15 protein-coding genes are annotated in these 24,528 nt (G+C 73.7%); 11 read left to right on the top strand and 4 right to left on the bottom strand.

Annotated features, from left to right (window positions below):
- A partial coding sequence (locus QOZ89_RS37100; RefSeq protein ID WP_312628601.1) for a serine/threonine-protein kinase occupies nt 1-507 on the bottom strand: 507 nt, incomplete at its 3' end.
- Between the two features lie 221 nt (nt 508-728).
- Complete coding sequence (locus QOZ89_RS37095; RefSeq protein WP_312628599.1) at nt 729-3,161, bottom strand: serine/threonine-protein kinase; 2,433 nt, start codon at nt 3,159-3,161, stop codon at nt 729-731.
- Between the two features lie 194 nt (nt 3,162-3,355).
- Here QOZ89_RS37095 and QOZ89_RS37090 point away from each other — a divergent pair, with 194 nt between their 5' ends.
- From QOZ89_RS37090 to QOZ89_RS37045, 10 genes are all read left to right on the top strand, one after another.
- Nucleotides 3,356-3,997: an HhH-GDP family DNA glycosylase gene (locus tag QOZ89_RS37090; protein ID WP_083418397.1), complete on the top strand. Its 642-nt coding sequence runs from the start codon at nt 3,356-3,358 to the stop codon at nt 3,995-3,997.
- Nucleotides 3,998-4,356: 359 nt separating this feature from the next.
- Complete coding sequence (locus QOZ89_RS37085) at nt 4,357-6,780, top strand: HelD family protein (RefSeq protein ID WP_312628597.1); 2,424 nt, start codon at nt 4,357-4,359, stop codon at nt 6,778-6,780.
- Between the two features lie 354 nt (nt 6,781-7,134).
- Nucleotides 7,135-9,006 (top strand): GmrSD restriction endonuclease domain-containing protein, encoded by a 1,872-nt coding sequence (locus tag QOZ89_RS37080; RefSeq protein ID WP_312628595.1) that lies wholly within the window; start codon nt 7,135-7,137, stop codon nt 9,004-9,006.
- Between the two features lie 13 nt (nt 9,007-9,019).
- On the top strand, nt 9,020-10,516 hold the full coding sequence (locus tag QOZ89_RS37075; protein ID WP_312628593.1) for a CBS domain-containing protein: 1,497 nt from the start codon (nt 9,020-9,022) through the stop codon (nt 10,514-10,516).
- Between the two features lie 158 nt (nt 10,517-10,674).
- Nucleotides 10,675-11,604 (top strand): DUF459 domain-containing protein, encoded by a 930-nt coding sequence (locus QOZ89_RS37070; protein ID WP_083418396.1) that lies wholly within the window; start codon nt 10,675-10,677, stop codon nt 11,602-11,604.
- Between the two features lie 1,129 nt (nt 11,605-12,733).
- A complete protein-coding gene (locus tag QOZ89_RS37065; protein ID WP_071047999.1) occupies nt 12,734-13,426 on the top strand; it encodes an alpha/beta hydrolase in 693 nt (230 codons plus the stop codon).
- A 404-nt stretch (nt 13,427-13,830) separates the two neighbouring features.
- Entirely contained in the window at nt 13,831-15,099 is a 1,269-nt protein-coding gene (locus QOZ89_RS37060) for an acetyl-CoA C-acyltransferase (RefSeq protein ID WP_491723689.1), read from the top strand.
- A gap of 385 nt (nt 15,100-15,484) precedes the next feature.
- Entirely contained in the window at nt 15,485-17,362 is a 1,878-nt protein-coding gene (locus QOZ89_RS37055) for an enoyl-CoA hydratase-related protein (RefSeq protein WP_312628589.1), read from the top strand.
- Between the two features lie 289 nt (nt 17,363-17,651).
- Nucleotides 17,652-18,827: a CaiB/BaiF CoA transferase family protein gene (locus QOZ89_RS37050; protein ID WP_312628587.1), complete on the top strand. Its 1,176-nt coding sequence runs from the start codon at nt 17,652-17,654 to the stop codon at nt 18,825-18,827.
- 179 nt (nt 18,828-19,006) lie between these two features.
- Nucleotides 19,007-19,771, top strand: coding sequence for a 3-hydroxyacyl-CoA dehydrogenase (locus tag QOZ89_RS37045; protein ID WP_071047996.1), 765 nt, complete (start codon nt 19,007-19,009; stop codon nt 19,769-19,771).
- Nucleotides 19,772-19,868: 97 nt separating this feature from the next.
- Here the strand turns inward: QOZ89_RS37045 and QOZ89_RS37040 are convergent, their stop codons facing one another.
- Complete coding sequence (locus QOZ89_RS37040) at nt 19,869-21,605, bottom strand: DHA2 family efflux MFS transporter permease subunit (protein WP_312628583.1); 1,737 nt, start codon at nt 21,603-21,605, stop codon at nt 19,869-19,871.
- A 631-nt stretch (nt 21,606-22,236) separates the two neighbouring features.
- Here QOZ89_RS37040 and QOZ89_RS37035 point away from each other — a divergent pair.
- Entirely contained in the window at nt 22,237-23,121 is an 885-nt protein-coding gene (locus QOZ89_RS37035; protein ID WP_312628581.1) for a TetR/AcrR family transcriptional regulator C-terminal domain-containing protein, read from the top strand.
- A 93-nt stretch (nt 23,122-23,214) separates the two neighbouring features.
- Here the strand turns inward: QOZ89_RS37035 and QOZ89_RS37030 are convergent, their stop codons facing one another.
- Complete coding sequence (locus tag QOZ89_RS37030; protein ID WP_312628579.1) at nt 23,215-24,507, bottom strand: glycerophosphodiester phosphodiesterase family protein; 1,293 nt, start codon at nt 24,505-24,507, stop codon at nt 23,215-23,217.
- Between the last annotated feature and the right edge of the window lie 21 nt (nt 24,508-24,528).

The following is a 24,528-nucleotide window of genomic DNA, read 5'->3' as shown; positions in this document are numbered from 1 at the left end:
GCTGGTGTTGGCGGTGAGGTCGTCGGCCCTGGCGAGCCCGAAGTCGATGATCTTCGGGCCTTCCCGGGCGAGCAGGATGTTCGCCGGCTTGAGGTCGCGGTGCACGACGCCGGCGGCGTGGACGGCGACCAGGCCCTCGGCGAGCCCGGTGGCCAGCGCGGTCAGGTTCGCTCCGCGCAGCGGGCCGTGCTGGGTGACCGCGGTGAGCAGGTTGGTGCCCTCGACGTACTCGGTGGCCATCCAGGGCTCGTCGGCGTCCGGGTCGGCGTCGAGCACATGGGCGACGCGACAGATGCGGACCCGCCGCGCGGCCGTGACCTCCCGGCGGAAGCGGTCGCGGAACTGCGGCTCGTCGAGCAGGTCGGACCGGATGACCTTCACCGCGGCCGGCTGGCCGTCGTCGTCTACACCCAGGAAGACGGTCCCCATCCCACCGGTGCCCAGCCGACCGCGGAGCCTGTAGTTGCCCACCGCGCGGCGGTCCGTCGGGCCCAACGGAGTCAGCACGCCGGTCCCACCCGTGATCAACCCTCTCTTACCACCGAACCCCCGGACTTTCGACTGTCACGGTAGGGCCCATCGTCCCGTTGAATCCTCCCAGAGAGGCCCAAGTGCGCTAATAGTGGCCTACCGTGGTGGGTGTATCGCGGCCCAGGCCGGCGCGCTGCTATACGAGGCTGTCTGGCCAAGGCCGTAGGCCCGGTGGTGAGGCTGGCTCGTCGGGCCGGTCAGCAGGCGGGGGCGGGGGAGCCTGAGGTGCCGCTGTAGACGTGGGTGTGCTGGATCCAGCCGCCGGAGGTCAACTGGTCCCAGACCTCGCCCGTGTCCTTCACGCTCGCCTGGCAGCGCAGTACGACGAGGTCGCCACCGTGCAACTGGCCGATCGGCTCGGCTTTGCGCAGCCGCCCGCTGGTCAGGCTGGAGTCGGCCTTCCCGGCGACCCGGAGTATGGACACGTCTTGGGTGAGTGGGAATGGGCCGGTGTCCGGTTGGGGGGCGTTCGACCCCAGCTTGGGCGAGCTGACCGTCCCGACGCAGGCCGGTGGGCTGACGGGCTCTGGGCTGCCGGTCTGGATGTAGCCGGCCGGGATCCAGCCGGAGCCGGTGTAGACCCACAGCCGCGAGGTGCTCGTGGTCCCGCTGACCTGCTGGGCGTACAGGCCGCAGTAGACGTCGACGGGCGAGCCGCTGGGCACCGTGCCGAGCTGGCCGCCGAACAGCCCGCCCGTCGACGGGCCCCGGTAGGCGGGTATGGCGGCGCCGTCGTTGCCTAGGACGGTGGTCCTGCTGGCCGCGGTCTCGTCGAGCGGCCGCCCGGTGGTGGCGGCGCGTGGCAATGTCGCCGGGTCGACGCCGGCCGCCGGGCCGGCCGTCCCGGCAAGGGGCGAGGCGGAGCCGGTAGCGCCCGGCGCGGCTGATGCGGTCGGCCCGCCTGGCCCGTCGCTGGCCCCCGGCGCGGGGGCGGAGCCGACCGCGCTCGCCAGGCCCGTGTCGGGCGCGGCGCCGGCAGCGCTGCCCGCGCCGGCGCCGGCGGCGCGAGGTGAGCCCCCCGCGGTTTCGTCCCGGTGGTCGTCGCGTAACAGCGAATGGCTGAGCGCGGTGCTGGCCAGCAGCAGGACCGCCAGCAACGCGAGCAGGAGCGGCAGCCGCCGTCGACGGGGCCGGTGGCGCGCGGTGGCGCTAGGCGCGCCCGCTGTGGGGCCGTTGGGTGGAGCGAGGTCGTGCGCGTCGTCCTGGCTGGCGGCCGCGGGTTCTCCGGCAGGCTGGCGAAGGGCTGGGGCCGCGTCGTCCCAGTCGGCGACTGGCACGGCCGCGTCGGCTTCCGCCACGGACCGCGGCCAGGCGCCACGACGCGGCGCCGTGGTGTCGCGGGATCGGTAGGACGCAGGGGCGGCGTGGCCGGAGCCGGAGTCGGAGTCGCCGTGGTCGGCGTCGGAGCCGCCGCCGTCGGGAGCGTCCAGACCAGCGGCGCCTGGGGCAGGGGCGGCATGGTCGGAGGCGGCATGGTCGGAGGCGGAGCACGGGTCCGTCTGGTCACGCGCCACCGAAGGCGGCGTGACCGCCGCGCCGGCCGCCGTGGAGACGGCCGATGCCGCCGCGACGGCCGGGCCGCCGGCGTCGTCCTCGGCGTCCGCGACGGCGACGGCCGTGGCCGCGGCGAGCGGTGTCTGCTTGAAACCAGCCGCCTGGGCGCCGCCGTCCCTCGTGTCCGAGGCCATCGCGACCGGTGCGGCCGACCCGCGGGAGGCCGGCGCGCTGGCCGGGTCCCCGGGCGCGCCTCGCGGCGGCATCGCGGCCGGAGGGATCCAGTCCGCGAGCGGTGGGCGGGCCGCGCCCGCCTCTGTGGGGCTGGCCCGCCGTGGGGTGGCGAGAGCGGTGAGAAGTCCGATGGCGCCGGGTCTGCGGCCTGGGTCGCGGTCGAGGGCGGCGGTGACCATCGGCAGCAGGTCGGCCGGCATGCCGTCCAGGCCCGGCTGGGTGGACAGGATCCGCATAGCGGTCGCGGCGGGCGTCTGCCCTTCGAACGGGTGGTGGGCGCGTGCGGCGAACGCGACGCACATGCCCCAGTTGAAGATGTCGGTCGCGGTCGTGGCCGGGTCGCCGTTGAGCTGCTCGGGCGCCATCCACGCGACGGTGCCGATGACGCTTCCGCTGCTGGTGTTGGCGGTGAGGTCGTCGGCCCTGGCGAGCCCGAAGTCGATGATCTTCGGGCCTTCCCGGGCGAGCAGGATGTTCGCCGGCTTGAGGTCGCGGTGCACGACGCCGGCGGCGTGGACGGCGACCAGGCCCTCGGCGAGCCCGGTGGCCAGCGCGGTCAGGTTCGCTCCGCGCAGCGGGCCGTGCTGGGTGACCGCGGTGAGCAGGTTGGTGCCCTCGACGTACTCGGTGGCCATCCAGGGCTCGTCGGCGTCCGGGTCGGCGTCGAGCACATGGGCGACGCGACAGATGCGGACCCGCCGCGCGGCCGTGACCTCCCGGCGGAAGCGGTCGCGGAACTGCGGCTCGTCGAGCAGGTCGGACCGGATGACCTTCACCGCGGCCGGCTGGCCGTCGTCGTCTACACCCAGGAAGACGGTCCCCATCCCACCGGTGCCCAGCCGACCGCGGAGCCTGTAGTTGCCCACCGCGCGGCGGTCCGTCGGGCCCAACGGAGTCAGCACGCCGGTCCCACCCGTGATCAACCCTCTCTTACCACCGAACCCCCCGGACTTTCGACTTGTCACGGTGGGGAACATCGTCCTGCGAAATCCTTGCAGAGCGGGCCACGTGCGCCGGTAGCGGCTCACCGTGGTGCGTGTGCTGAGTGACTCGGCGTGGTCGTGGGTAGTTCGTGGAAATGGCTGGAGCCGATCCGATGGACGTCCTGGCCGAGCTGATGACCCGGCACGGCCGAACCTTCGCCGAGGACATCGAGGCCGACGTCGCCGCCGACACCGCCGAGGCGATGTTCCGGCTGCTCGTCTTCGCGACGCTGGCCAGCGCGCGGATCCGGTCATCGGCGGCGCTGGATGCGTCGAAGGCGCTGTTCGCGGAAGGGTGGACGAGCCCCGCGGTGCTGGCCGACACCGCCTGGGAGCAGCGGGTCCGCGTGCTCAACGAGCACGGCTACGCGCGATACGACGAGAGCACTGCCCGCGTCCTCGGCGACGCGTGTCACTACCTGCTCGACACCTACGATGGTGACGTCCGGGGCGTGCGTGACGCGGCCGACTACCACGGCGGCCGGGAACACACGCTGCTCATGCAGATCAAGGGGATCGGGCCGGTCGGCGCCGACATCTTCCTGCGCGAGGCGCAGGCCGGCTGGGACGAGCTCGTCCCCTATGTCGACGCCCGTACCCGCCAGACCGCCCGGGATCTCGGCCTGCCCGGCGACCCGCGCCGCCTGCTCGAGCTGGTCGAGCGGGAGGACTTCCCGCTGCTGGTCGCCGCGTTGGTCCGCGGCCGCCTGGAGCACGACATCGACCAGGTCATCGACGCCGCCGCGCACCGCTGACGTCGTTCGGCGGGAGGCGCTCATCGTGCCTGGCTGACGCGGGGCGAGTGCCTGGCCACGCCGGGCCGGGTGCGGCAGATCGCCGGGAAGATTACGGAGCCCGCTAGTCTTCTGTGTTCTGGTTGCAGCTGGGCCGGGGTCTCCCGAAGGTTCCAGCCGGATCGGCGAAGCCGACCCGGCTGGTCCGTGATCTGGCCGCCAAGCCGTGCCTGCGCCGAACGCGTGGATCCAGCGTCGAGCGAGGTGGGGCGGCGAGGTGGGGCAGGTCGGTGGGCAGGCCGTTTCCCGGTGGCCGGCCGGCAAGCACATCAGATCGTCTATGTACCCTTTTGTGCCGGTTCGTCTCGCGGAGGAGCGCAGTGTCCCCGACCCGTGACCCGCGGCTCGTCCGCGAGCAGGCCTACGTCGACCTGCTCTACACACGCCTCGACGAGGTCCGCGACCTGACCCGCGCCCAGCTGCGGCAGGTGCTGCTGGATGTGGGCACCGGAACGCCGCAGGCGGTCGTCGAGCGCGACGTGTTCGCCGCGACCCACGCCGAGCGGCTGGCCCGGCTGGAGGCCGCCGAGGGCCGGCTGTGCTTCGGCGCGATGGACCGCGCTGACGGGACGCGCACCTACATCGGCCGGATCGGCCTCTCCGACGTCGAGCAGGAGCCGATCCTGGTCGACTGGCGGGCACCCGTCGCGACCGCCTTCTACCAGGCGACGCTCGCCGAGCCGCGCGGCCTGGTCCGCCGCCGCCACCTGCGCAGCAAGGGCCGAGAGGTGACCGGCGTCGCCGACGACCTGCTGTCCGTCGGTCCCGCGGGCGCGGCGCCCGCCGTGACCGACGGTGCCGCGGAGGCCGACAGGCCGACCGGCGACACGATGCTGCTGGAGGCGCTGTCCGCGCCGCGGACCGGCCGGATGGGCGACATCATCGCCACGCTGCAGGCCGAGCAGGACCGCATCATCCGGGCGGACGCCCGCTCGGTGCTGGTCGTCGACGGCGGCCCGGGCACCGGCAAGACCGCGGTGGCGCTGCACCGGGCGGCCTACCTGCTCTACTCCGAGCGTGCCCGGCTGGAGCGCTCCGGCGTCCTGGTCGTCGGCCCGAGCCCGGTGTTCCTGCGTTACATCGACCAGGTGCTGCCCTCGCTCGGTGAGACCGGGGTGGTGTTCGCGACCCCCGGCCGGCTCTTCCCCGGCGTCGCGGCGACCGCGACCGACCCGGTGGCGCTCGGGAGCGTCAAGGGCGACGAGCGGATGGCGGCCGTGCTCGCCGCCGCGGTGCGCGAGCACCAGCGGCTGCCGCGGCGGACGATCGAGATCGTCCACGACGACGACCGGACGCTGCGCCTCGACCGGGATACCGTCGCCCGCGCGCGGACCAGAGCACGGCGAAGCCGGCGCCCGCACAACGGCGCCCGCTGGGTGTTCCTGCGAGAGCTGCTCGACGAGCTGACCGGCCAGGTAGTGCGCCAGATCTCCGGCGGGCTGCTCGACGACGACGAACGTCGCGACGTCCGCGACGGACTGTGGGCAGACCCGGCCGTGCGGCGGGCGCTCAACGAGCTGTGGCCCCGGCTCAGCTCCTTCCAGCTGCTCGAGCGTCTCTACACCGACGCCGACCTGCTCGCCAGGGCCGCCGCGCGGATCCTGACCCCGGCCGAGCGGGATCTGCTGCAGGGCACCCGTCGGCCGGGCGCCGCCGGTCACGACGACCTGTTCAGTGCCCTCGACGGGGACGAAGCCCTCACGCCCGACGGCGCGACGGGCGCGGGCCGCGAGCGCGGCGCCGGTCGCGCCGATCGCGGCGCGCGGGCCTGGACGGTCGCCGACGTGGCGCTGCTCGACGAGGCCGCCGAGCTGCTCGGTGACCCGGACGAGAGCAGCCGGGAGGCGGCCGAGGCACGCGCGGCCAGGGAACGGGCGGCCGAGCGCCGCTACGCCGAGGACGTCCTGGAGATGCTGGGACTCGCCGGCGAGCTCGACGCCGAGACCGTCGCCGACCGGTGGCGCGGCCCGCGCCGGCGGACGACGGCGGCCGAGCAGGGTGCGACGGACCGCGAGTGGGCGTTCGGCCACCTCATCGTCGACGAGGCGCAGGAGGTCTCGCCGATGCTGTGGCGGCTGCTGTGGCGGCGCTGCCCGGCGCGCAGCGCGACCCTGGTCGGCGACCTCGCCCAGGCGGCGCGTCCCGGCGCGCCCGCGACGTGGGCGCGGATCCTCACCCCGCACGTCGGCGACCGGTTCCGGGTCGAGAGGCTGACGGTGAACTACCGCACCCCGCGGGAGATCATGGACGTCGCCGCGGACGTGCTGGCCGCGAGCGGGTCGGCGTCCGCGGCGCCCGAGTCGGTCCGCTCGACCGGTGAGCAGCCGCTGGCCGTGCGGGTGCCCTCGCCCGGCGGTCTCCCGGACGCCGTGGCCGCCGAGACCGTCCGGACGGCCGGGATCATCGGCGAGGGCCGGCTCGCGGTGATCTGCCCGCCGGAGACGGCCGGCCCGGTGCGCGCCGCGCTGTGCCGGCTCGCGCCCGAGCTCCTCGGCGCCGCCGGGCCCGGTGTGGGTGCCGGCGACGGCGCGGAGGTCCTGGACGCGCGGGTGGCGGTGCTGACCGTCGCCGACAGCAAGGGGCTGGAGTTCGACGCCGTCCTGCTAGTCGAGCCGTCGGCGCTGCTCGCCGGGCCGACCCGGGGGCTCGCCGACCTGTACGTCGCCCTGACGCGCGCCACCCGCTCGCTCACGGTCCTGCACACCGGCGCCCTCCCACCCGTCCTGGCCCGCCTCACCTCCTGACAGCGCCTCACCTCCTGACGGCGCCGCGCCAACCGGCCGGAGACGAGGCCGTCGAGCTGGGCACGCACGACGAGCCGCTCGCCCGCGGCGGCGCCTTTGCCTACCTCCGCGCCAGCCAGCCCGCCGACGGCCACTGCGCCGACGGCCACTGCGCCGACGGTCACTCCGCGTTGGGCTGAGCCACGGCTCGCGCGACCACGTGCCGAGACGAACCAAACGGCCCGGGAATCGACCCGTCCGTTCCGCTTCGTTCCGCTTCGATATGGTTGGCGCATTCCTCGTCGATGCGGCGCGCCGTTGTTCGGCCTGCCGTCGACGTCGGGAGGCAGGGGCGCGGCGGGGTGACGCGGGCGGGTGCGGACAGGGGGGGACGTGGCGCTCGACAACATCAGGCTCGGTGAGCTCTTGACTCTCGTCGCCGAGGGCAAGGTGCAGCTTCCGGAGTTCCAGCGATCCTGGAAGTGGGACGACGACCGGATCCGCTCACTTCTGGCCACCGTGACGCTGGACTACCCGCTCGGCGTGGTGATGACGCTGGAGACCGGCGGGGTGACCAGGTTCCGCACCCGGGCCCTGCACGGCACACCGCCCGCCACGCCCGCCGTCGAGCCCGAGCAGCTGCTGCTCGACGGCCAGCAGCGGCTGACCTCGCTCTACCAGGCGCTGCTGGCCGACCGGCCGGTCGACACCGAGGACTCCCGGCGCAAGCCGGTCCAGCGCTGGTACTACGTCGACCTCGACAGGGCGATCGACCCGGCGGCGGACCGGGAGGAGGCGATCCTGTCGATACCGGCGACGAAGATCCTCACGGAGGACTTCGGCCGCAGGATCAGGCTCGACCTCACCACGACCGAGGCCGAGTGCGCGGCCGGCCTGTTCCCGCTGAACATCATCTTCGACAACGACAAGGTCGTGGCCTGGCAGCGGAGCTTCGTGCGATCCCGGCCCGGCGACGAGAACTGGGACCGCTGGTCGGAGTTCGAGAAGCGGGTCCTGCACCGGATCACGGGTTTCCAGGTGCCGATGATCAAGCTTCCGAAGACGACGGACAAGGTCGCGGTGTGCGCGGTCTTCGAAAAGGTGAACACCGGCGGCGTCGTCCTCAACGTCTTTGAGCTGCTCACCGCGATGTACGCCGGCGACATCGGCTACTTCCAGGAGACCGGCGAGGACTTCCATCTCGCCTCCGACTGGGAGCGGATTCGCACTGAGCTGGTCGAGAAGCACGAGATGCTCTCCGACCTGGAGAACATTGACTTCCTGCAGTCCGTCGCCCTTGTCGTCACCTACCTGCGTAAACGCGAATGGCTCGCACGCCGCGCGGCCGGCGCGGTGGCGCCGGGCACCGCGCCGGCGGTCGGCTGCAAGCGGCGCGACCTGCTCGACCTGCCGCTGCCCGACTACCGGGAATGGGCCGACCGGGTCGTCGACGCGTTTGACTGGACCGGCGTCTTCCTGCGCGAGCAGTGCGTGTTCCAGTCGAAGTTCCTGCCGTACCGCACACAGCTCATCCCCCTCGCCGCGATCCGGGTGATCCTCGGCGAGGAGGCCGACAGGCCGCCGGTACGGGAGCGGCTGGCCCGCTGGTACTGGTGCGGCGTGCTCGGCGAGCTGTACAGCGGCACGTTCGAGAGCCGCTTCCCGCGCGACGTCGAGCAGGTGGTCGCCTGGATCACCGCCGACGGTCCCGAGCCGGACACCATCGTCGAGGCGACCTTCCATGAGCAGCGGCTGGCCACCCTCACAACCCGCAACAGCGCCGCCTACAAGGGCCTGTACGCGCTGCTGGTCAAGCAGGGCGCCTACGACTGGTACTTCACCGAGGCGCCGATCGACGGCGACAGCGCCGTCGGCCGCGACGTCGACATCCGGCTGATCTTCCCGAAGTCCTGGTTCCAGCGGGCCGGGCGCCGGGATGCCCGGATGGGCAGCATCGTCAACAAGACCGCGCTGTCCTACCAGGCCGGCCAGCGGATGGGCACCCGCGCGCCGACCGCGTACCTGGACGTCCTCGCCAGGGAGGCGGGTGCCCCGGCCGACTGGCTCGACGACCGGGTCGCCACCCACCTGATCGACCCGGCGCTGCTGCGCGCCGCCGACTTCGACGCCTTCTACGCCGACCGGACCGCCCGGCTGCTGGACCTGGTCGACGACGCGATGGGCAAGCACGCGGTGCGCACCTCGGCGGCGGGCCTGGCCGGCGGCCCGGTCCCGACCGGCGTCTGAGGCGGAGCTCGCGGTGGACACCGACGACATCCGCGCGCTGCGGGACGTCTCGCTGACGATCGGCCAGCTCCTGGCGAAGTGGGGCCAGCGGGTCCGCGACGACATCGCGGTGCCCCGGATCAGCCGGGACCTCGCGGCCGTCGGGCTGACGACCCAGCCGGGATTCGCCCGCGGGCCGTTGAGCACGCTCGTGCGCGTCGTCCCGCTGCCGGAACCCGGCCCGAGCGCCCAGGAGAAGCCCGGCTCCGGCTCCGGCTCGCCCGACGAGAAGCCTGACTCCGGCTCCGGCTCGCCCGACGAGAAGCCCGGCTCCGGCTCCGGCTCGCCCGACGAGAAGCCTGACTCCGGCTCGCCCGAGGAGAAGTCCGACCTGGGCTCTGGCCTGCCCGATGACGAGCCGGACTCCGGCTCTGGCCCGTCTGACGGGCCCCCGGACGCGGGTGTTGACGACCGTGGCGGGGCCGGCGTGGCCCCGGACGGGAGCTCGCGGAGCGACCCCGCCGCCGCCGCCGCCGGTGACGGTGACGGCTGCGCGCTGGCCGTCGGGGACGGCGGTGCCGCGCCCGCCCAGGGCGCCGACGAGACGGCCCGGAGCCCGGTGGACGCCTCGGCGAAGCCGGGGCAGCCCGATGTGGCGCGGTCCGATGTGGCGCGGTCCGATGGGACGGCGCCCGATGGGACGGCGCCCGATGGGGCGCCGTCCGACGGGGCGCCGGCGGGCGCCGGACGTAGACGCAACCGCCGGCGCAAGAAAGGCGGTGCGCCCGGGCAGCCGCGGGCCGACGCGGATGACGCCCCGCCATGGGTCGCGATGAAGGTCGGCCACCTGCCGAGCGCGACGGGTGGCGTGCGCAGCGTCCCCTCGGGCACGCCGCTGCCCAAGGCGACCACGCTCATGCTGAAGCTGGGCTATTCCCAGGTGCCCGTCCTGGACGGAACGTCGAACCTGCGCGGCGCCGTGACCTGGCGCTCGATCGCGACGTTGCAGGGCTCACACAGGCAGCAGACTCTCGAGAACGCGACGGACCCGGACGTGGAGAGCGTCCAGGTGACCGACGACCTGCTGGCGACCCTGCCCAGGGTGACCGAGCGCGGGTTCGTCGTCGTCTGGCGCGACGGCCGGGTCTGCGGCATCGTCACGACCGCTGATCTCGCGAACGCCTACGACCGGCTCGCGCACCCCTACTTCCTGATCGGTGAGATCGAGCGGCGGCTGCGCCGATGCCTGGGGCTGAGGTTCGGCCTTGAGGACCTGCGAGCCGTCAATCCGGACGCGACGAGCATCAGCAACCTGATGTTCGGGGAGTACCTCAAGCTGCTGCGCCCGCCCGACCAGTGGGCAAAGCTCAGCTGGGCGACGGTCGATCACCAGCAGTTTCTCCGCGACCTCGACGAGGTCCGGCGGATCCGTAACGAGATCATGCATTTCGACCCGCGGCCGCTCACCGACCGGCAGAAGGAACATCTGCGTCAGTTCTGCGGCGTGCTCAAGGGCGTTGATCCATATTGACCCCTTGCCGGTCTTGATCGCGGGCCTCCGGTCGACCGCCCCCTGAGGACCTGTGGCACCCGCGTGTCATCAAGAGGCCACCGCCAGCTTTCAACCTTTCCCTGGGCGCGGTGCGTCCATAAGGGAGACAAAGCACTTCCTTACGGACAAGGAGCGCCGTGTCCACCGCGCAGTCCGAACGATCTCCGCGAATTCCGCCGTCGCCACCATCCGGCCCGTCGGCCTCCACGGGCACGCCCTCGGGGCCCGGCGCGTTCGAGCGGCGCGCCGACCCGGTCGGGCGGCGCGAGGCCGGAGCGCCGGGAGAGCGACGAGAGCCGTCGCACCGGCACGGCGAGCCGGCCGGGCGTGTACGCGGCGGACCCCGGCCCTGGTCCTGGTCCTGGCAGGTCGTCGCACTGCTCGCGGTGGCCGTTACCGGGCTCGCGGGCGCGGTCGTCCTGCGTGGCTACCTGCCGGCGAACCCGCGGATCGTCGTGTACGGCGACTCGCTGATGGTCGAGGCGCAGGATGACTTCCGGGCGGCGGCGACCCAGGCCGGCGCGCACGCCATCCTGATGAAGATGTGGAGTGGCACCGCGCCGTGCAACTGGCTCGACGACGTGTCGGGCACGATCCGGGACTTCCAGCCGACGATCGCGGTGATCGCCTTCTCCGGTAACCGGCCGCCCTGCATGAGCGGGCGCGACCTCATCGCCGCCTACCGCGCGGACGTGACGGCGATGACCGAGAAGCTGGCCGCAAGCGGCGTCGAGGTGCGCCTCGTCGAGACGCCGCCGCGGCGCGGGGAGGCCGTCGACGCCGACGGGCGCACCGAGCTCGACCGGCTCTGGGCGCAGATCGCGAGCACCACGCCGCACACGAGGGTGATCCGCGCCGGGCAGTCCATCTCCGACCACGGCCGGTTCACCACCACCCTGCCCTGTGCCCCCGAGGACTCCTGCGGCCCCGACGGCCGGGTCGTGGTGCGGGCTCCTGACGGCATACACTTCTGCCCGCGTCCCACCGAACCGGCCGGCGTCTGCCCGGTGTACTCCGGCGGGGCCCGCCGCTACGGCCTCGCGGTCGCGCGCGGCGTGCTCGGCTGACCGGTGCCCCACCGCGTCGCGCGGCGTGCCGCTCGTACCTCTCATGACGCGCCCGGTACGCGCGTGACGCGGCGCGTGGCTACCGGTGCGCGCCGCGCTCATGCCGTTCTCGCGGTGCGTCACCGGGCTGTCGCCAGCTGGCTGCCCAGTGCGCTTGGATGGTCGTCGCCGTGCCACTATGTATCCAAGATGTTTCGCTTCCGCGTCGACGAGGTCTCCGGCGGCGCTCCGATCGTTGACATTCTCTACTGATCCAGTGAACATAGAGTCATGTTCTCCGAACACGCCCGACTGTTGTCTGGCCGCCACGCGGCCCCCATCACGCCGTCGCGGCCGTGTCCATCCCGCTTTCCGGCGAACGGCCCGGTACGGCGATCCGCCTGACCCGCGTCAGCCGGGCGGCCGGCGTACTCTCGCCCCGGTGCCGCTGACCTGCGCGTTCCCGACTGGTCGCCTGCCCGCCCCGCCATCGCGCCGGCGGGCTCCCGCCGTCCCGCGTTCGCCGCGGCCCCATGCGGGCATCGGACTCGTCCAGAACCGCGCTCGGACCCGCTCACGGGCCGGCGGGACCGCCGCGGCACTTGTCCGCCTCTTCGCCCGGAGTTCGTCCCAGCGCCACTCCGCTGTGTCGTCGGCCAGGTTTCGGAAGCGCAACGTGAACACGTGCCCCCGCGGCGTCCGACCGCGACGGGCGCGGTACTGTCCGCCGTCGTCTGAATCGCGAGACCGCCCGTGGGCGCTGCCCCGCCCCCGCCGCGTACCACGGGATGCCACTGGTCTCGGTCGGTGTGGCCGCCGGGCCAGCGGCGGACGACACCCCTGGGCGGCACCCGCCGGCCGGGGGACGACCCCCGCCCACCGAATCGCCGACCTCCCAGCAGACCTCCCGGATCGCGGACCTGCCGGCAGACCTCCCAGATCGGCTCCCAGACCTCCCCGATCGCTTACCTCCCAGATCGCTCCGCGATCCGGCAGGAACCCTGTCGCCAATCGGGCAGGGACCCCGGGTCCGGCGGGAGCCCGGGTGGCGCCCGGCGCCGGCATCCGCCGGTGGGCACCAACGGCCGGCGACCGCCGACCGGCAGCACAACGGCTGGCAGCGGTGCCGGCCAGAAACCAGGAGTGTTCGATGACCCCAACGCTCATTCCGGCCGTGCCGTCGGCCCGGCCGCCCGAGGCGCGAGCGCGGACCGACGCCGCGTCACCGGGGACTCGGCAGAACGATGCGCACCGCCGGGACACCCGGTCCTGGCCGAGCGCCGAGCCGGAACGAGACCCACGCGGCGCCGTCGTCGTGCTCCCGGGTCGCGGCGAGTCCGCCGAGCTCTTCGAGCCGCTGGCGTTCCGCCTCGCGCTGGACGGCTACGAGGTGACCTATCTCGGCATGGGGGAGGACAGCACGCTCGCCCTTGGCGAGTGCAGGGTCCCGGGGCGGCCGTTCGCGCTGGTCGGCTCGGACACCGGCGCGCTGCGAGCGCTCGCCGTCGCCGGCTCGCCGGCGCTGCGCACCGACGCGCTCGTGCTGCTCGGCCTGCCGCTGCTCTACCGCCCGGTCGCGGGCGAGATCCCGTCCGAGCCGCCGCCGCGGGCGCTGCCCGACCTGCCGATCCTGCTCGTGCATGGCGTCGGCGACGAGGTCAGCCCCCTGCAGGTGGTCCGGATGACGACCCGCACCGCCTCACGCGCCCGCCTGGTCGCCGTCCCCGGCGGCCACCAGGTCCTCACCGAGACGAGCTGGCGCGCCACCGCGGCCCACACCATCGCCTTCCTCGAGGACGTCGCCACCGCCCCCGCCCACTGGGTTCCCGCCGGATCGGCCTAGCCGGGGTCCCTCCCGGATCGGCGACAGGGTCCCTGCCGGATCCGGGGTCCCTGCCCGATTGGCGACAGGGTTCCTGCCGGATCGCGAAGCCGGGGTTCCTGCCGGATCGCGAAGCGATCTGGGAGGTCTGCTGGGAGGTCTGCTGGGAGGTAAGCGATCGGGGAGGTCTGGAAGCCGATCTGGGAGGTCGGCGATCTGGATGTCCGCGATCTGGGGGTCTGCCGGCAGATCTGCTGGCCGGCGGGCAGCCCGTCCGGTCCGGTCCCGGCCCACCGCGTCCCATCCCGCCCGTTCTGTCCGAGCGTCGCCGCATCCGTCCGGGTGGCCACCCTGCTGTAAGCCTGGTGTGGGCTGCTGGGATACAGGGGTGACCATGGCGGAGTGGACGGGTTGACCAGGGTGGGGTGGCGGGCTTGGCTGGCACGGTGACGGGCGAGGCCTTCATCTATGACGCGGTCCGCACGCCCTGGGGACGCGGGCGCGTCGACGGAGCGCTGCGCGGGGTGAAGCCGGTCTCGCTGGTGGCTGGTCTGGTCGACGAGCTGCGCAAGCGGAACCCGACGCTGGACGTCGGCCGCCTGGGCGATCTGGTGCTCGGTGTCGCCAGCCCGGCCCGTGACCAGGCCGGTGACCTGGCCAGGGCCGCGGCGCTGGTCGCGGGCCTGCCGGACACCGTCTGCGGGGCCGTCGTCAGCCGGCTCGGCGCGTCGGGACTCGACGCGGTCGCGCTGGCCGCGGCGCGGGTGCGCGCGGGCTGGGACGATCTCCTGCTCGCCGGCGGCGTCGAGTCGATGTCACGGGTGCCGGCGGGCGCGGACGCCGGGCCGCTGGCGAGCGACCCGGCGACCAACTACCAGACCGGCTTCGTCCCCGCCGGCGTCGCGGCCGACCTGCTGGCCACGCTGACGGGCCTCACCCGCGCGGACCTCGACGCCTACGCGCTGCGGTCGCGCCGGCTGGCCGCGGACGCCTGGGCCGACGGCCTTCTCGCTCGCTCGGTCGTCGCCGTCCATGACCACGGCCTGCTCGTCCTCGACCACGACGAGCGGATCGGACCGGTCGGGGCCGGCGTCCTGGTCGAACAGTCCCGGCTGGACGCCGCCGCCGGCCACCTGGCGGGGCTGCCGGCGGCGTTCGCCCAGGCCGGCGAACAGGCGGGCTTCGACGTGGTGGCGACCTGGGCCTACCACTGGCTCGAACGCGTGGACCACGCGCACACGGCGGGGAGCTCGGCGGGGCCGGCGGACGGCGCGGCGCTCGTCCTCGTCGGCGGTGAGCGGGCCGGCGAGGAACTGGGGCTGACGCCGAGGGCACGGGTCGTGGACGTGGTGCCAGCGGGGTCCGACCCGACGCTCGCGCTGGGCGGCGCGTCGGCGGCGACCCGCGCGCTGCTCGCCCGCGCCGGGCTTGGCGTCGACGATGTCGACCTGTTCGAGACGGACGAGTCCTATGCGGCCGTCGCGCTCGCCTACCAGAAGGACCTGGCCATCCCCGACGAGAAGCTCAACGTCAACGGCGGCGCGCTTGCCCTGGGCCACCCACTGGGCGCCACGGGTGCGAGGCTCGTCATCGCCGCGGTCGACGAGCTCGAGCGGCGCGCCGCCCGCCGGGCGATCGTCAGCGTCAGCGCGGGCGCCGGAATGGGGGTGGCGACGCTGCTGGAGCGGGTCTGACGGTCTCCTGGACCGGGGCCGGTGGCGACGCGCCGCATCTCCCCGTTCATCCTTTCTTCGTCCCCCTTGTCCGCTCGCCGGTACCAGTCGCCTCCGATGCCCCACCTCCGTTGCCCACCCCGCCGCCGCCCGCGGCCTTCCCGACCCGGAGACGACGCCGATGCCCGAGCCGTCGCCAGCGCCGTCGACCGCGCTGACGTCCGAGGCGGAGCCGACGTCCGAAGCGGTACCGACGTCCGAGGCGGAGCCGACGTCCGAAGCACGGTCGACCTCCGTGGCGGACCCGCCGTCCGCCCCAACGTCGCCCTCCGCGGCGTCGCCACCCTCCGAGGCGTCGCGGGCGCCCGCGACGCCATCCACGGCCTCGACGGTGGCGGCCTCGACGGTGACCACGACAGCCGCGACCACGACGGCCGCGGCGACGACGGCGCCCGCGGCGACCCGGCCGCCAGTACCGCCGCCGTCCGAGCTCGCGGCCGGCGAGCGGGGGAGCGGCGAGCCGGGAAGCGGCGAGCCGGGAAGCGGCGAGCCGGGCAATGAGGCCGAACGGATCGGGGTGATCCGGTGGGAGCGGGGCGCGGACGGGATTGTCGTGCTGACGCTCGATGACTCCGGACAGCCCGCGAACACCACCAACGCGGCCTTCCGGAGTTCGCTGGGCGCCGTCATCGAGCGGCTGGAGCGCGAGCGCGCGTCGCTCACCGGCGTGGTGGTGACGTCGGCGAAGCCGACCTTCGCCACCGGAGCCGATCTGCGTGAGCTGGCCGAGCTGGCCGACCCGCGGGCCGCGTTCGAGCTGGCCACCGTAGGCAGGGACCATCTGCGCCGGCTGGAGATGCTCGGCCGGCCGGTGGTCGCGGCGCTCGGAGGCGCCGCGCTCGGCGGCGGGCTGGAGATCGCGCTCGCCTGCCACCACCGGGTCGCCCTGGACGCGCCCGGCACACAGCTCGGCCTGCCCGAGGCGACGCTTGGCCTGATGCCGTCGGGCGGCGGGGTGGTGCGGGTGGTCCGCCTGCTCGGGGTGCTGAACGCGCTGGTCAACGTCCTGCTGCAGGGCCAGCGGTACAGCGCGGCGCGAGCGCGCGCCCTGGGGCTCGTCGACGGGCTGGTCGCCACGCGGGACGAACTGGTGCCGGCGGCGAAGGCCTGGATCCGGGCGAACCCGGCACCGGTGGCGCGTTGGGACATCCCGGGCTACCAGATTCCCGGTGGCGGCCCGGCGAGCCCCGCGCTCGCCGCCGCGCTCGCGTCGCTGCCCGCGGGCCTGCGCCGCCAGCCCGCCGGGGCGGCCCAGGTCGCGGGGCCCGCGATCCTTGCCGCCGCGGTCGAGGGTGCCCAGCTCGACGTCGACACCGCGGGCGTCGTCGAGTCGCGTTACTTCGCCGAGCTGGTGACCAGCCAGGCGTCGAAGAACCTCGTCCAGGCGTTCTTCGTGGACATGGGCCGGGTCGTCGCCGAAGGCGCGGCCTCGGCGGATGGTCCGGGCGGCCGGGCACGGTTCGAGGCGCCGAAGGCGTTCGTCGACCGCCTGCTCGGCGCGTACCTCGCCGAGGCGGCCGCGATGGTGGGCGAGGGCGTGCCCGCGCCGTCCGTCGAGCAGGCCGGCATGCAGGCCGGCTTCCGCTCATCGCCGCTGCGGCTGTGTGACGAGCTCACGCTCGCCACCGTCCAGGCGGCGGCGGCGGTCGCCGTGGCCGTGGCCGTGGCCGAGGCGCCGGCGGGCGGAGGGGCCGTCGCCACGGGACAGGACCACGGGGCGCTCGCGGTGCTCGACCGGATGGTCGAGGAGTTCGGCCGGTCCGGCCGTGCTTCTGGCGCCGGGTTCTATGAATACGCCGACGGCCGGCGCGCGGGCCTGTGGAAGGGGCTGCGGGAGCACTTCGGCAAGGACGGCGACGGCGATGGCGGCGGGGACGGCGGCGGGGACGGCGGCGGGGACGGCGCCGGGGACCCTGTCGGGGAGCCGGCCGGGATCGCGTTCGAGGAGCTGAAGGAGCGGCTGCTGTTCGCCGTGGCGCTGTGGACCGTCGGCTGCCTCGACGAGGGCGTGATCGGCTCGGTGGCGGCGGCGAACGTCGCCTCGCTGACCGGAGCCGGTTTCCCGGCCTGGACAGGCGGGGCCCTTCGGTACGTCAACGGCTATCCCGGCGGGGTGGCCGGCTTCGTGGCCCGGGCGCGCGCGCTCGCGGCCCGCCACGGCGCCCGCTTCGCCCCGCCCGCGCCGCTGGTGGCGCGAGCCGAGCGCGGCGAGCCGTACGCCTGACAGCCTGCCCGCCCGTTCGCCGTCGTCACCGTGCCGTGACCGATCGGTGGACGCGGCGGGGTCACGGCGGTAAACCAGTCTGCGGTCGCCGAAATGGGTTCTAGGCCTACGCCCGGAGCGGTCTTGGAGAGGTCTGGAGCGGTTCCGCGCCAACGCCCCGTCCCCCGGCGAGAGTCAGCCCGTCCCCGCATGCCGGCGGGGCCGGCGGCCGGGCGCGGCCGCGGCCGCGGCCCGCGGCCGGCGCGCGCCGTCCGCACAGCGAACTGTTCGGAGAGGGAGTGACGAGCCGATGGAGCCAGGCGCTGGAGCGTCGACGTCCGGCGATGCCGCAACGGGGGCCGGGGCGTCGACGGGGCCGTTGGCCGGCCTGCGGGTGGTGGAGCTCGCCGGGATCGGGCCGGGACCGCATGCGGCGATGGTGCTCGCCGATCTCGGCGCCGACGTGGTCCGGGTGGACCGGCCCAGCGGCGGCGGTGTGCAGGGCGCTCCGAAGACCGGTGACCAGCTGCTGCGCGGCCGGCGCTCGGTCGTCCTCGACCTCAAGGACCCCGCGGGCACGGAACGACTGCTCGCGCTCGTCGAGCGGGCCGACGTACTCATCGAGGTCTATCGGCCCGGCGTGGCCGAGCGACTCGGAATCGGCCCCGACGTGTGCCTGGAGCGCAACCCGCGCCTGGTCTACGGCAGGATGACCGGCTGGGGCCAGGAGGGCCCATGGGCGCACACGGCCGGCCACGACCTGAACTACATTTCCATCACCGGCGTCCTGCACGCGATCGGCCCGAGGGACGGCAAGCCGACGGTGCCGCTCAACCTCGTCGGCGACTTCGGCGGCGGCTCGATGTTCCTGCTCACCGGCATCCTCGCCGCGCTCTGGGAGCGGGAGCGGTCCGGTGCCGGCCAGGTCGTGGACGCGGCGATGGTCGACGGCGCGAGCGTGCTGGCCCAGATGATGTGGGGCTGGCGCGGCGACGGGTTCTGGTCGGACGAGCGCGGGGTCAACGTCCTCGACGGCGGTGCGCCGTACTACGACACGTATGTCTGCGCGGACGGCCGCTATGTCGCGGTCGGCGCGATCGAGTCACAGTTCTACGACGCGCTGCTCGCCGGCCTCGGGCTCGCTGACGCCGGCCTGCCCGGCCAGAACGAGCGTGCGGGCTGGCCGGAGCTGCGCGCCCGATTTACCGGGGCCTTCCTGTCGAAGACCAGGGATGAGTGGGCGGCCGTCTTTGACGGCACAGATGCCTGCGTTACCCCAGTGCTGACCTGGGCCGAGGCGGGATCCCATCCACACCTAGCCGCCCGCGGCACGCTGCTCACCATGGACGGCATCGAGCAGCCAGCGCCGGCGCCGCGGTTCTCGCGCACCGTTCCCGGCACCCCGACCTCGCCGCCGTCTAAGGGCGCCGACACGGACGAGGTCTTCGCCGACTGGCTTGGTGAGCAGCCAGCGGCCCAGGCCTAAGCCGACGCCCGGGCCGCCGCCTAGGCCGAGGCGCCGGCACGGGCATAGGCCGGAGCTCCGGCACGGCGTGAGTCGGGAGCGCTTATGAGTGAGTGCTCATTATGATGGGCTGTGCGTGTGCGACGGCGAACCAGGATGGCGACGCACCAGGAGAGCATGAACATGAAGGGGCAGGACACGTGGAGATAGCGGGTGCGGTAGCCGTCGTCACCGGCGGCGCCTCGGGCCTCGGGCTCGCGACGGCCCGTCGGATGACCAAGGCCGGGGCGAGCGTGGTGCTGCTCGACCTGCCGACCAGCGCGGGTGAGCAGGCCGCCGCGGAACTCGGCGAGCGAGCCCGGTTCGCCGCGGCCGACGTCACCGACGAGGGCGCGGTCGCCGCGGCCCTGGACCTGGCCGAACAGCTGGGAGCGCTGCGCCTGGTGGTGAACTGCGCGGGCATCGGCCCGCCGGCCCGGGTGCTCGGCCGGGCGGGTGTCCACCCGCTGGACCTGTTCGCCAAGGTCGTCGGCGTCAACCTGATCGGCACGTTCAACGTGCTGCGCCTCGGCGCGGAGCGGATCGCGCGCACCGAGCCGCTGCCCGGTGGCGAGCGGGGCGTCATCGTCAACACGGCGTCGGTCGCGGCGTTCGACGGCCAGATCGGCCAGGCGGCGTACTCGGCATCCAAGGGCGGCATCGCCGGCATGACGCTGCCGATCGCCCGTGACCTCGCCGACAAGCTGATCCGCGTCGTCACGATCGCGCCCGGCCTGTTCGCGACGCCGCTGCTCGCGAGCCTGCCGAAGGAGGCGCAGGAGTCCCTGGGCAGGCAGACTCCGCATCCCAGCCGGCTCGGCGACCCGGACGAGTACGCCGCGCTGGTCGAGCACATCGTCGCCAACCCGATGCTCAACGGCGAGGTCATCCGCCTCGACGGCGCCATCCGCATGGCCCCGCGCTAGCCGGCTCTCGCCATCGGGCCGATGACGAGATGTGGGGGTGAGGGGCGCGTCGGCGACCCTCACCCCCGCGAAAGGCGGGACTGGGTGTCGGCGCCGCTCAGTCGGGCACGGCGGTCGGAGACGCGTGCTCGGGGGCCGACCGTGGGGCCGGGGGCGGCGACGACGGCTCCTGCCCGTCCGCGTTCGCCTCGATCGCGACGGCCTCCGTCGCGCCCGCCGTCACGCTGGGCGCGGCTGTCACGATCTCGACGCCGTCCGTGGATACGGACACGGCCGCGCCGACGCCGGCGGGCTCGGTCGTCGCCGCGGGCCCGGCCACGGCGGCCTCGGCGCCGGCAAGGCGCCTGGGCAGGAGGAAGGCCGCCGGTACCGAGACGACCGTGAAGATCACCGGCAGCCAGAACGTCGTCCCGAACGCGTCGGCGACCCAGCTGGGGATCGGCCCATCCCCCGAGCCACCCGCCACCGCGATCGAGGCGCCAGCGCCGGCGTGCCCGCGGATCTGGGTCGCGAGGACGACGGCGAGCACCGCGGTGCCGATCGAGCCGCCGATCTGCTGCAGGATCCGCGACGCCGTGGTCGCCCGCGGGATCTGGTCGTGGCGCAGCCCGTGGTAGGTCGCGGTCATCACCGGGATCATCGTCACGGCCATGCCGACGCCCCGCACGGCCAGCGAGAACCCGAGCAGCCACTCGCTCGGGCCGCGGCCGGCCTGGGTATAGGCGATCGAGCCGAGCACGGTCAGAGCGAGGCCGAAGATCACCATTACGCGCGGGGAGATCCTGTTCGCCCGTGGAGCGACCAAGATCATCCCGATTCCCAGGCCGAGGCCCTGCGGCGCGAGCAGCAGCCCGGCGCCGGTCGCGTCCCGACCGCGGGCAATCTGCTCGAAAAGGGGCGTCAGGAACATCGCGCCGAACAGCGACATGCCGAACAGGAACATCAGGGTCGTCGAACCGAGGAACGCCGGGTTGCGCAACAGCCGCAGGTCGATGATCGGCTCGACCTTGGTGCGCAGCGCGTGCACGGCGAAGGCGGCGAGCAGCGCAAGCCCGATCAGCATCGGGACCAGCACATGCGCGTTGGCGAAGTTGCCCTTGCTGCCAGCCTCCGAGAAGCCGTAGACGGCGACGGCCAGGCCGGGGGAGAGCAGCGCCAGGCCCACGACGTCGAGCGGATGGCGTTCGCTTGCCCGGGTGGCCGGCAGGACGCGCTGGGCAAGGAAGATCGCGATGAGGCAGACCGGGATGTTGATGAAGAAGATCCAGCGCCAGCTGATGTTGTCGACGATCACGCCGCCGAGGACCGGACCGAGTACCGGGGTCACGACCGCCGGGAGGGAGACCGCCGCCATCACCTTCGGCAACTGAGCCGGGCCGGCTGCCTGCGCCAAGATCGTTTGCATCAGCGGTAGCAGTAGACCACCGCCCAGGCCTTGCAGCACCCGGAACCCGATCAGGCTGCTCGCCGACCAGGCGACGCCGCACAGCGCCGAGCCGACCAGGAACATGCCCAGCGACAGAATCCACATCCGCTTGCCGCCGAACCGCTCGACCGACCAGCCGGTCAGCGGGATCACCATCGCCAGTGCCAGCAGGTAGCCGGTGGAGACCCACTGGATCGTCGAGACGCCGACGTCGAACTCTTTGCCGAGGGTCTGGATGGCGACGGAGGTGATCGTCGCATCCAGCTGCACGGCGACGACGCCGACCAGGATGACAAGCGCGAGCCGGACCAGCGCCGGGTCGAGCTTCTCGCCCTTCGCGCTGGTGCCGGCGCCGGCCGGGGAGGTCTGCCGGGCGGTCCGGGGCGCCGCGGGGGATGACGAGCTCATCGGCCTCTCCGTTGGGGCGATGGGTGCCCTGGGTCTTCGACGGAGGGCCCCGCACGGGTGGTGGTCGTCGTTGCCAGTTGCCAGTGTCGTCGGCGCGCCGCCGGTGGCCCGCCTTCGGCTCGCGGTTCGCGCCGGGCCAGGGCGCGGCGGTGGCGAGTTTCCGGCGGCGGCGGAGCGTGGAGCGCGTCGTGATGCCAGCCTTGGGATGGCGACCATGGCTGACCGATACAGTGTATCGCCTTCGATACGGCGTATCGAGCGCGGGCTTCCGGCGCGCGTTCCGCCCTCTGACGCGTGGCGCGGCCTGCCGGTGGCCTGATGATCTCAGATTCCGGACAGGGTCCAATCAGCTCCGTATCCTTGGGCGATGCGAGGCCACGCGGACAAGCCCCGCACGCCGAACGTCGCCGCCACCGGGTCCGGCCCACCTGGCGGCCCGTACTCGTCCGGGTCCGGGTCCAGCGACCCCGGGCACGTCACGCCCTCCGGTCACCCAGGGGCTGTGGGGCCCGCCGGCCCCCTGGAAGGGCGACGCGCGAGCACGGGGGATGCCTTCGGCCTGCTGGGCTGGCGAGGCCGCCCCCGCCGTGGGACAACAACCCCAGATGCCCCCGCCTATCCGACCGGACCGGTGGCTCCGCCAGGATCGGACCGTTCGGATCCGGCGTCCGCTGACGATCCCGAAGCGCTGGAGGCGCTGTGGCTGCGTCCCCGGCGCGCCGAACGGTCGTCGGCGCTGACCAGGGAGGCGATCGTCGCCGCCGCCATGGCGATCGCGGACGCCGAGGGCATCGACGCGGTGTCCATCCGGCGGGTGGCCGGAGCGCTTCGGGCCCGGCCGATGAGCCTGTACTCGCATTTCTCCCGCAAACAGGACCTGATCGACCTGATGGTCAACGAGGCGGCGGGGGCGACCCTGGTTCCGGGCCAGTTGCCGGCGGACTGGCGGGAGGCGCTGCGGATGATCGCTCATCACACCCGCGCCGCGGCGCGGCGATATCCATGGATGCTGTCGGTGGTCCCGAAGCGCGCCGCGATCGGTCCGAACGCGCTGCGCCACTTCGACCAGTCGCTCGCCGCCCTCTCCAGGCTGGACGTCGGCAGGGAACAAAAGATCGCGATCATGGTCGCTGTGGACACCTACACGGTCGGCCAGGTTGTCCGCGAGCTGGCCGGTCTGCCGACGTCCCATGGCGACGAGACGGGCGACGACGCGGGGACGGCCGGCGGCGTCGGAGCTGAGCACGTCTCGCGGCTCCGGGCGGCCGAGGGCTACCTGCGCCGGCTGGTCGAGACCGGCGAGTACCCGCACATCGCCGACTTCGGGATCGATTCGGTGATCCACGCCCACGAGGCCGAGACCGCCGCCGCCGACCGTCGTTTCACCGACGGCCTGACCTGGCTCATCGACGGCATCGCGGCCTCCCTCGCCACCGAACGGAACGGCGGCGACGACGGTGACGGTGACGGCGGTGACGGCGCTCGCCCGGCTGACGGTGACCCGACTGGCGTGTGACGCCGCCACCTGGTGGACGGACGTCCCAGCCTCCCGGTGAACGGGCGTCCCAGCGCGGGACGGCACCGACGAGTCCCGTGCGGCGATGTCAGGTCAGGCGGTCGACCACAGGTTGTGGCGGCGCAGAACGTCACGCAGCAGCTCCGGCCGGTCGGTGATGATTCCGTCGACGCCGAGTTCGAGCAGCATGGACATCGACGCCTCGTCGTTGACCGTCCAGACGTGGACCGGCAGACCGAGCGTGTTCATGTAGCGCACGAACCGTGCGTCGCACACCGGGAGCGCCCGGAACGCCACCGGCACCTGCACGACGTCGCGCCCGATCAGACCGCGAGGCCGCCGTGGCTGCCTGTTCGTCGCCCCAGTGGCCTGGGCCGGCACCAGGGCCGCGTCACCGTTCGATGCATCGCGGTTGGACATGTCGCCGCGCTGACCGGCGGCGGCGCAGGCAAGATCTTCCGATCTCACGACCGCGGGCCGGGCATCGTCGCGCGTCTCGGCGTCCAACACGCTGTTCGCCCGCGGTCCGGCCTGGCTCACACCATGACCATGGGCGTCGCCGTTGTCGCCGCGGTCGCCGTTCAGGCGAAGGCTGCCGCTGCCGCCCGCGGGCCGTCGCCAGCCTCGTCTGGCGAGGCTCAGCCATGGGGGGAGGACGCTGCACAGGCGGGCGACGGCGATCGCGGACAGCCCCGCTCCGACACACAGCCCCGGCCCGGCCAGCCGGCGCGCCTCGCGGGCGACCGCGTCGTCGAACGAGGTGACGCAGACGCGGTCCAGTGCGTTCGCCCGGCGCAGCGCCGCGAGCATCGGCTCGAGCGCGGCCGGCTCCTTGACGTCGAGGTTCAGCCGAACCTCCGGCCAGCGGTCCAGCAACTCGTCCAGCCGTGGGATCGGTTCCCCTTCGTCCGAACTCGCCCAGGCGCTCTTCGAACGAACCTCGGCGCCGCCGATGCGGTCGGCGCCCGGGTTGTCAGTCGGGTTGCCGGCCGGGCCGCCAGCCTGGGCGCGGTCGACCGCCGAACCGCCGGAGGGGGAAGCGGAGGAGAGGTGGGGAACGGCCTGGCCGGGCGCCGACGGCGACGAGGACGGCGTTTCCGAGGTTGTGGGCGTTATGGACGGACGGCGCAGGCGGACGCGGCTGGCCTCGGCCAGGGGCAGGTCGGCGAGCCGGCCGGGCCGGTCCGCCACCCGTTCCAGGGTCGAGTCGTGCAGGACCATGGCCGTCCCGTCACGGGTCACACGGACGTCGGTCTCCAGATAGCGGTACCCGAGCGCGACGGCGTTCTCGAACGCCGGCCATGAGTTCTCCGGCCACGGCCCAGCCCCGCCCCGGTGCGCCAACGGGATCGGCCCGGGGTGGTCAAGGAAGCGGTGGCGGCTCATCGTCCTCCGTGGTTCCGCGGT

This window comes from Pseudofrankia coriaricola, assembly GCF_032027725.1.
Classification (GTDB): Bacteria; Actinomycetota; Actinomycetes; order Frankiales; family Frankiaceae; genus Pseudofrankia.
This window is presented reverse-complemented; position numbering and strand designations above follow the sequence as displayed.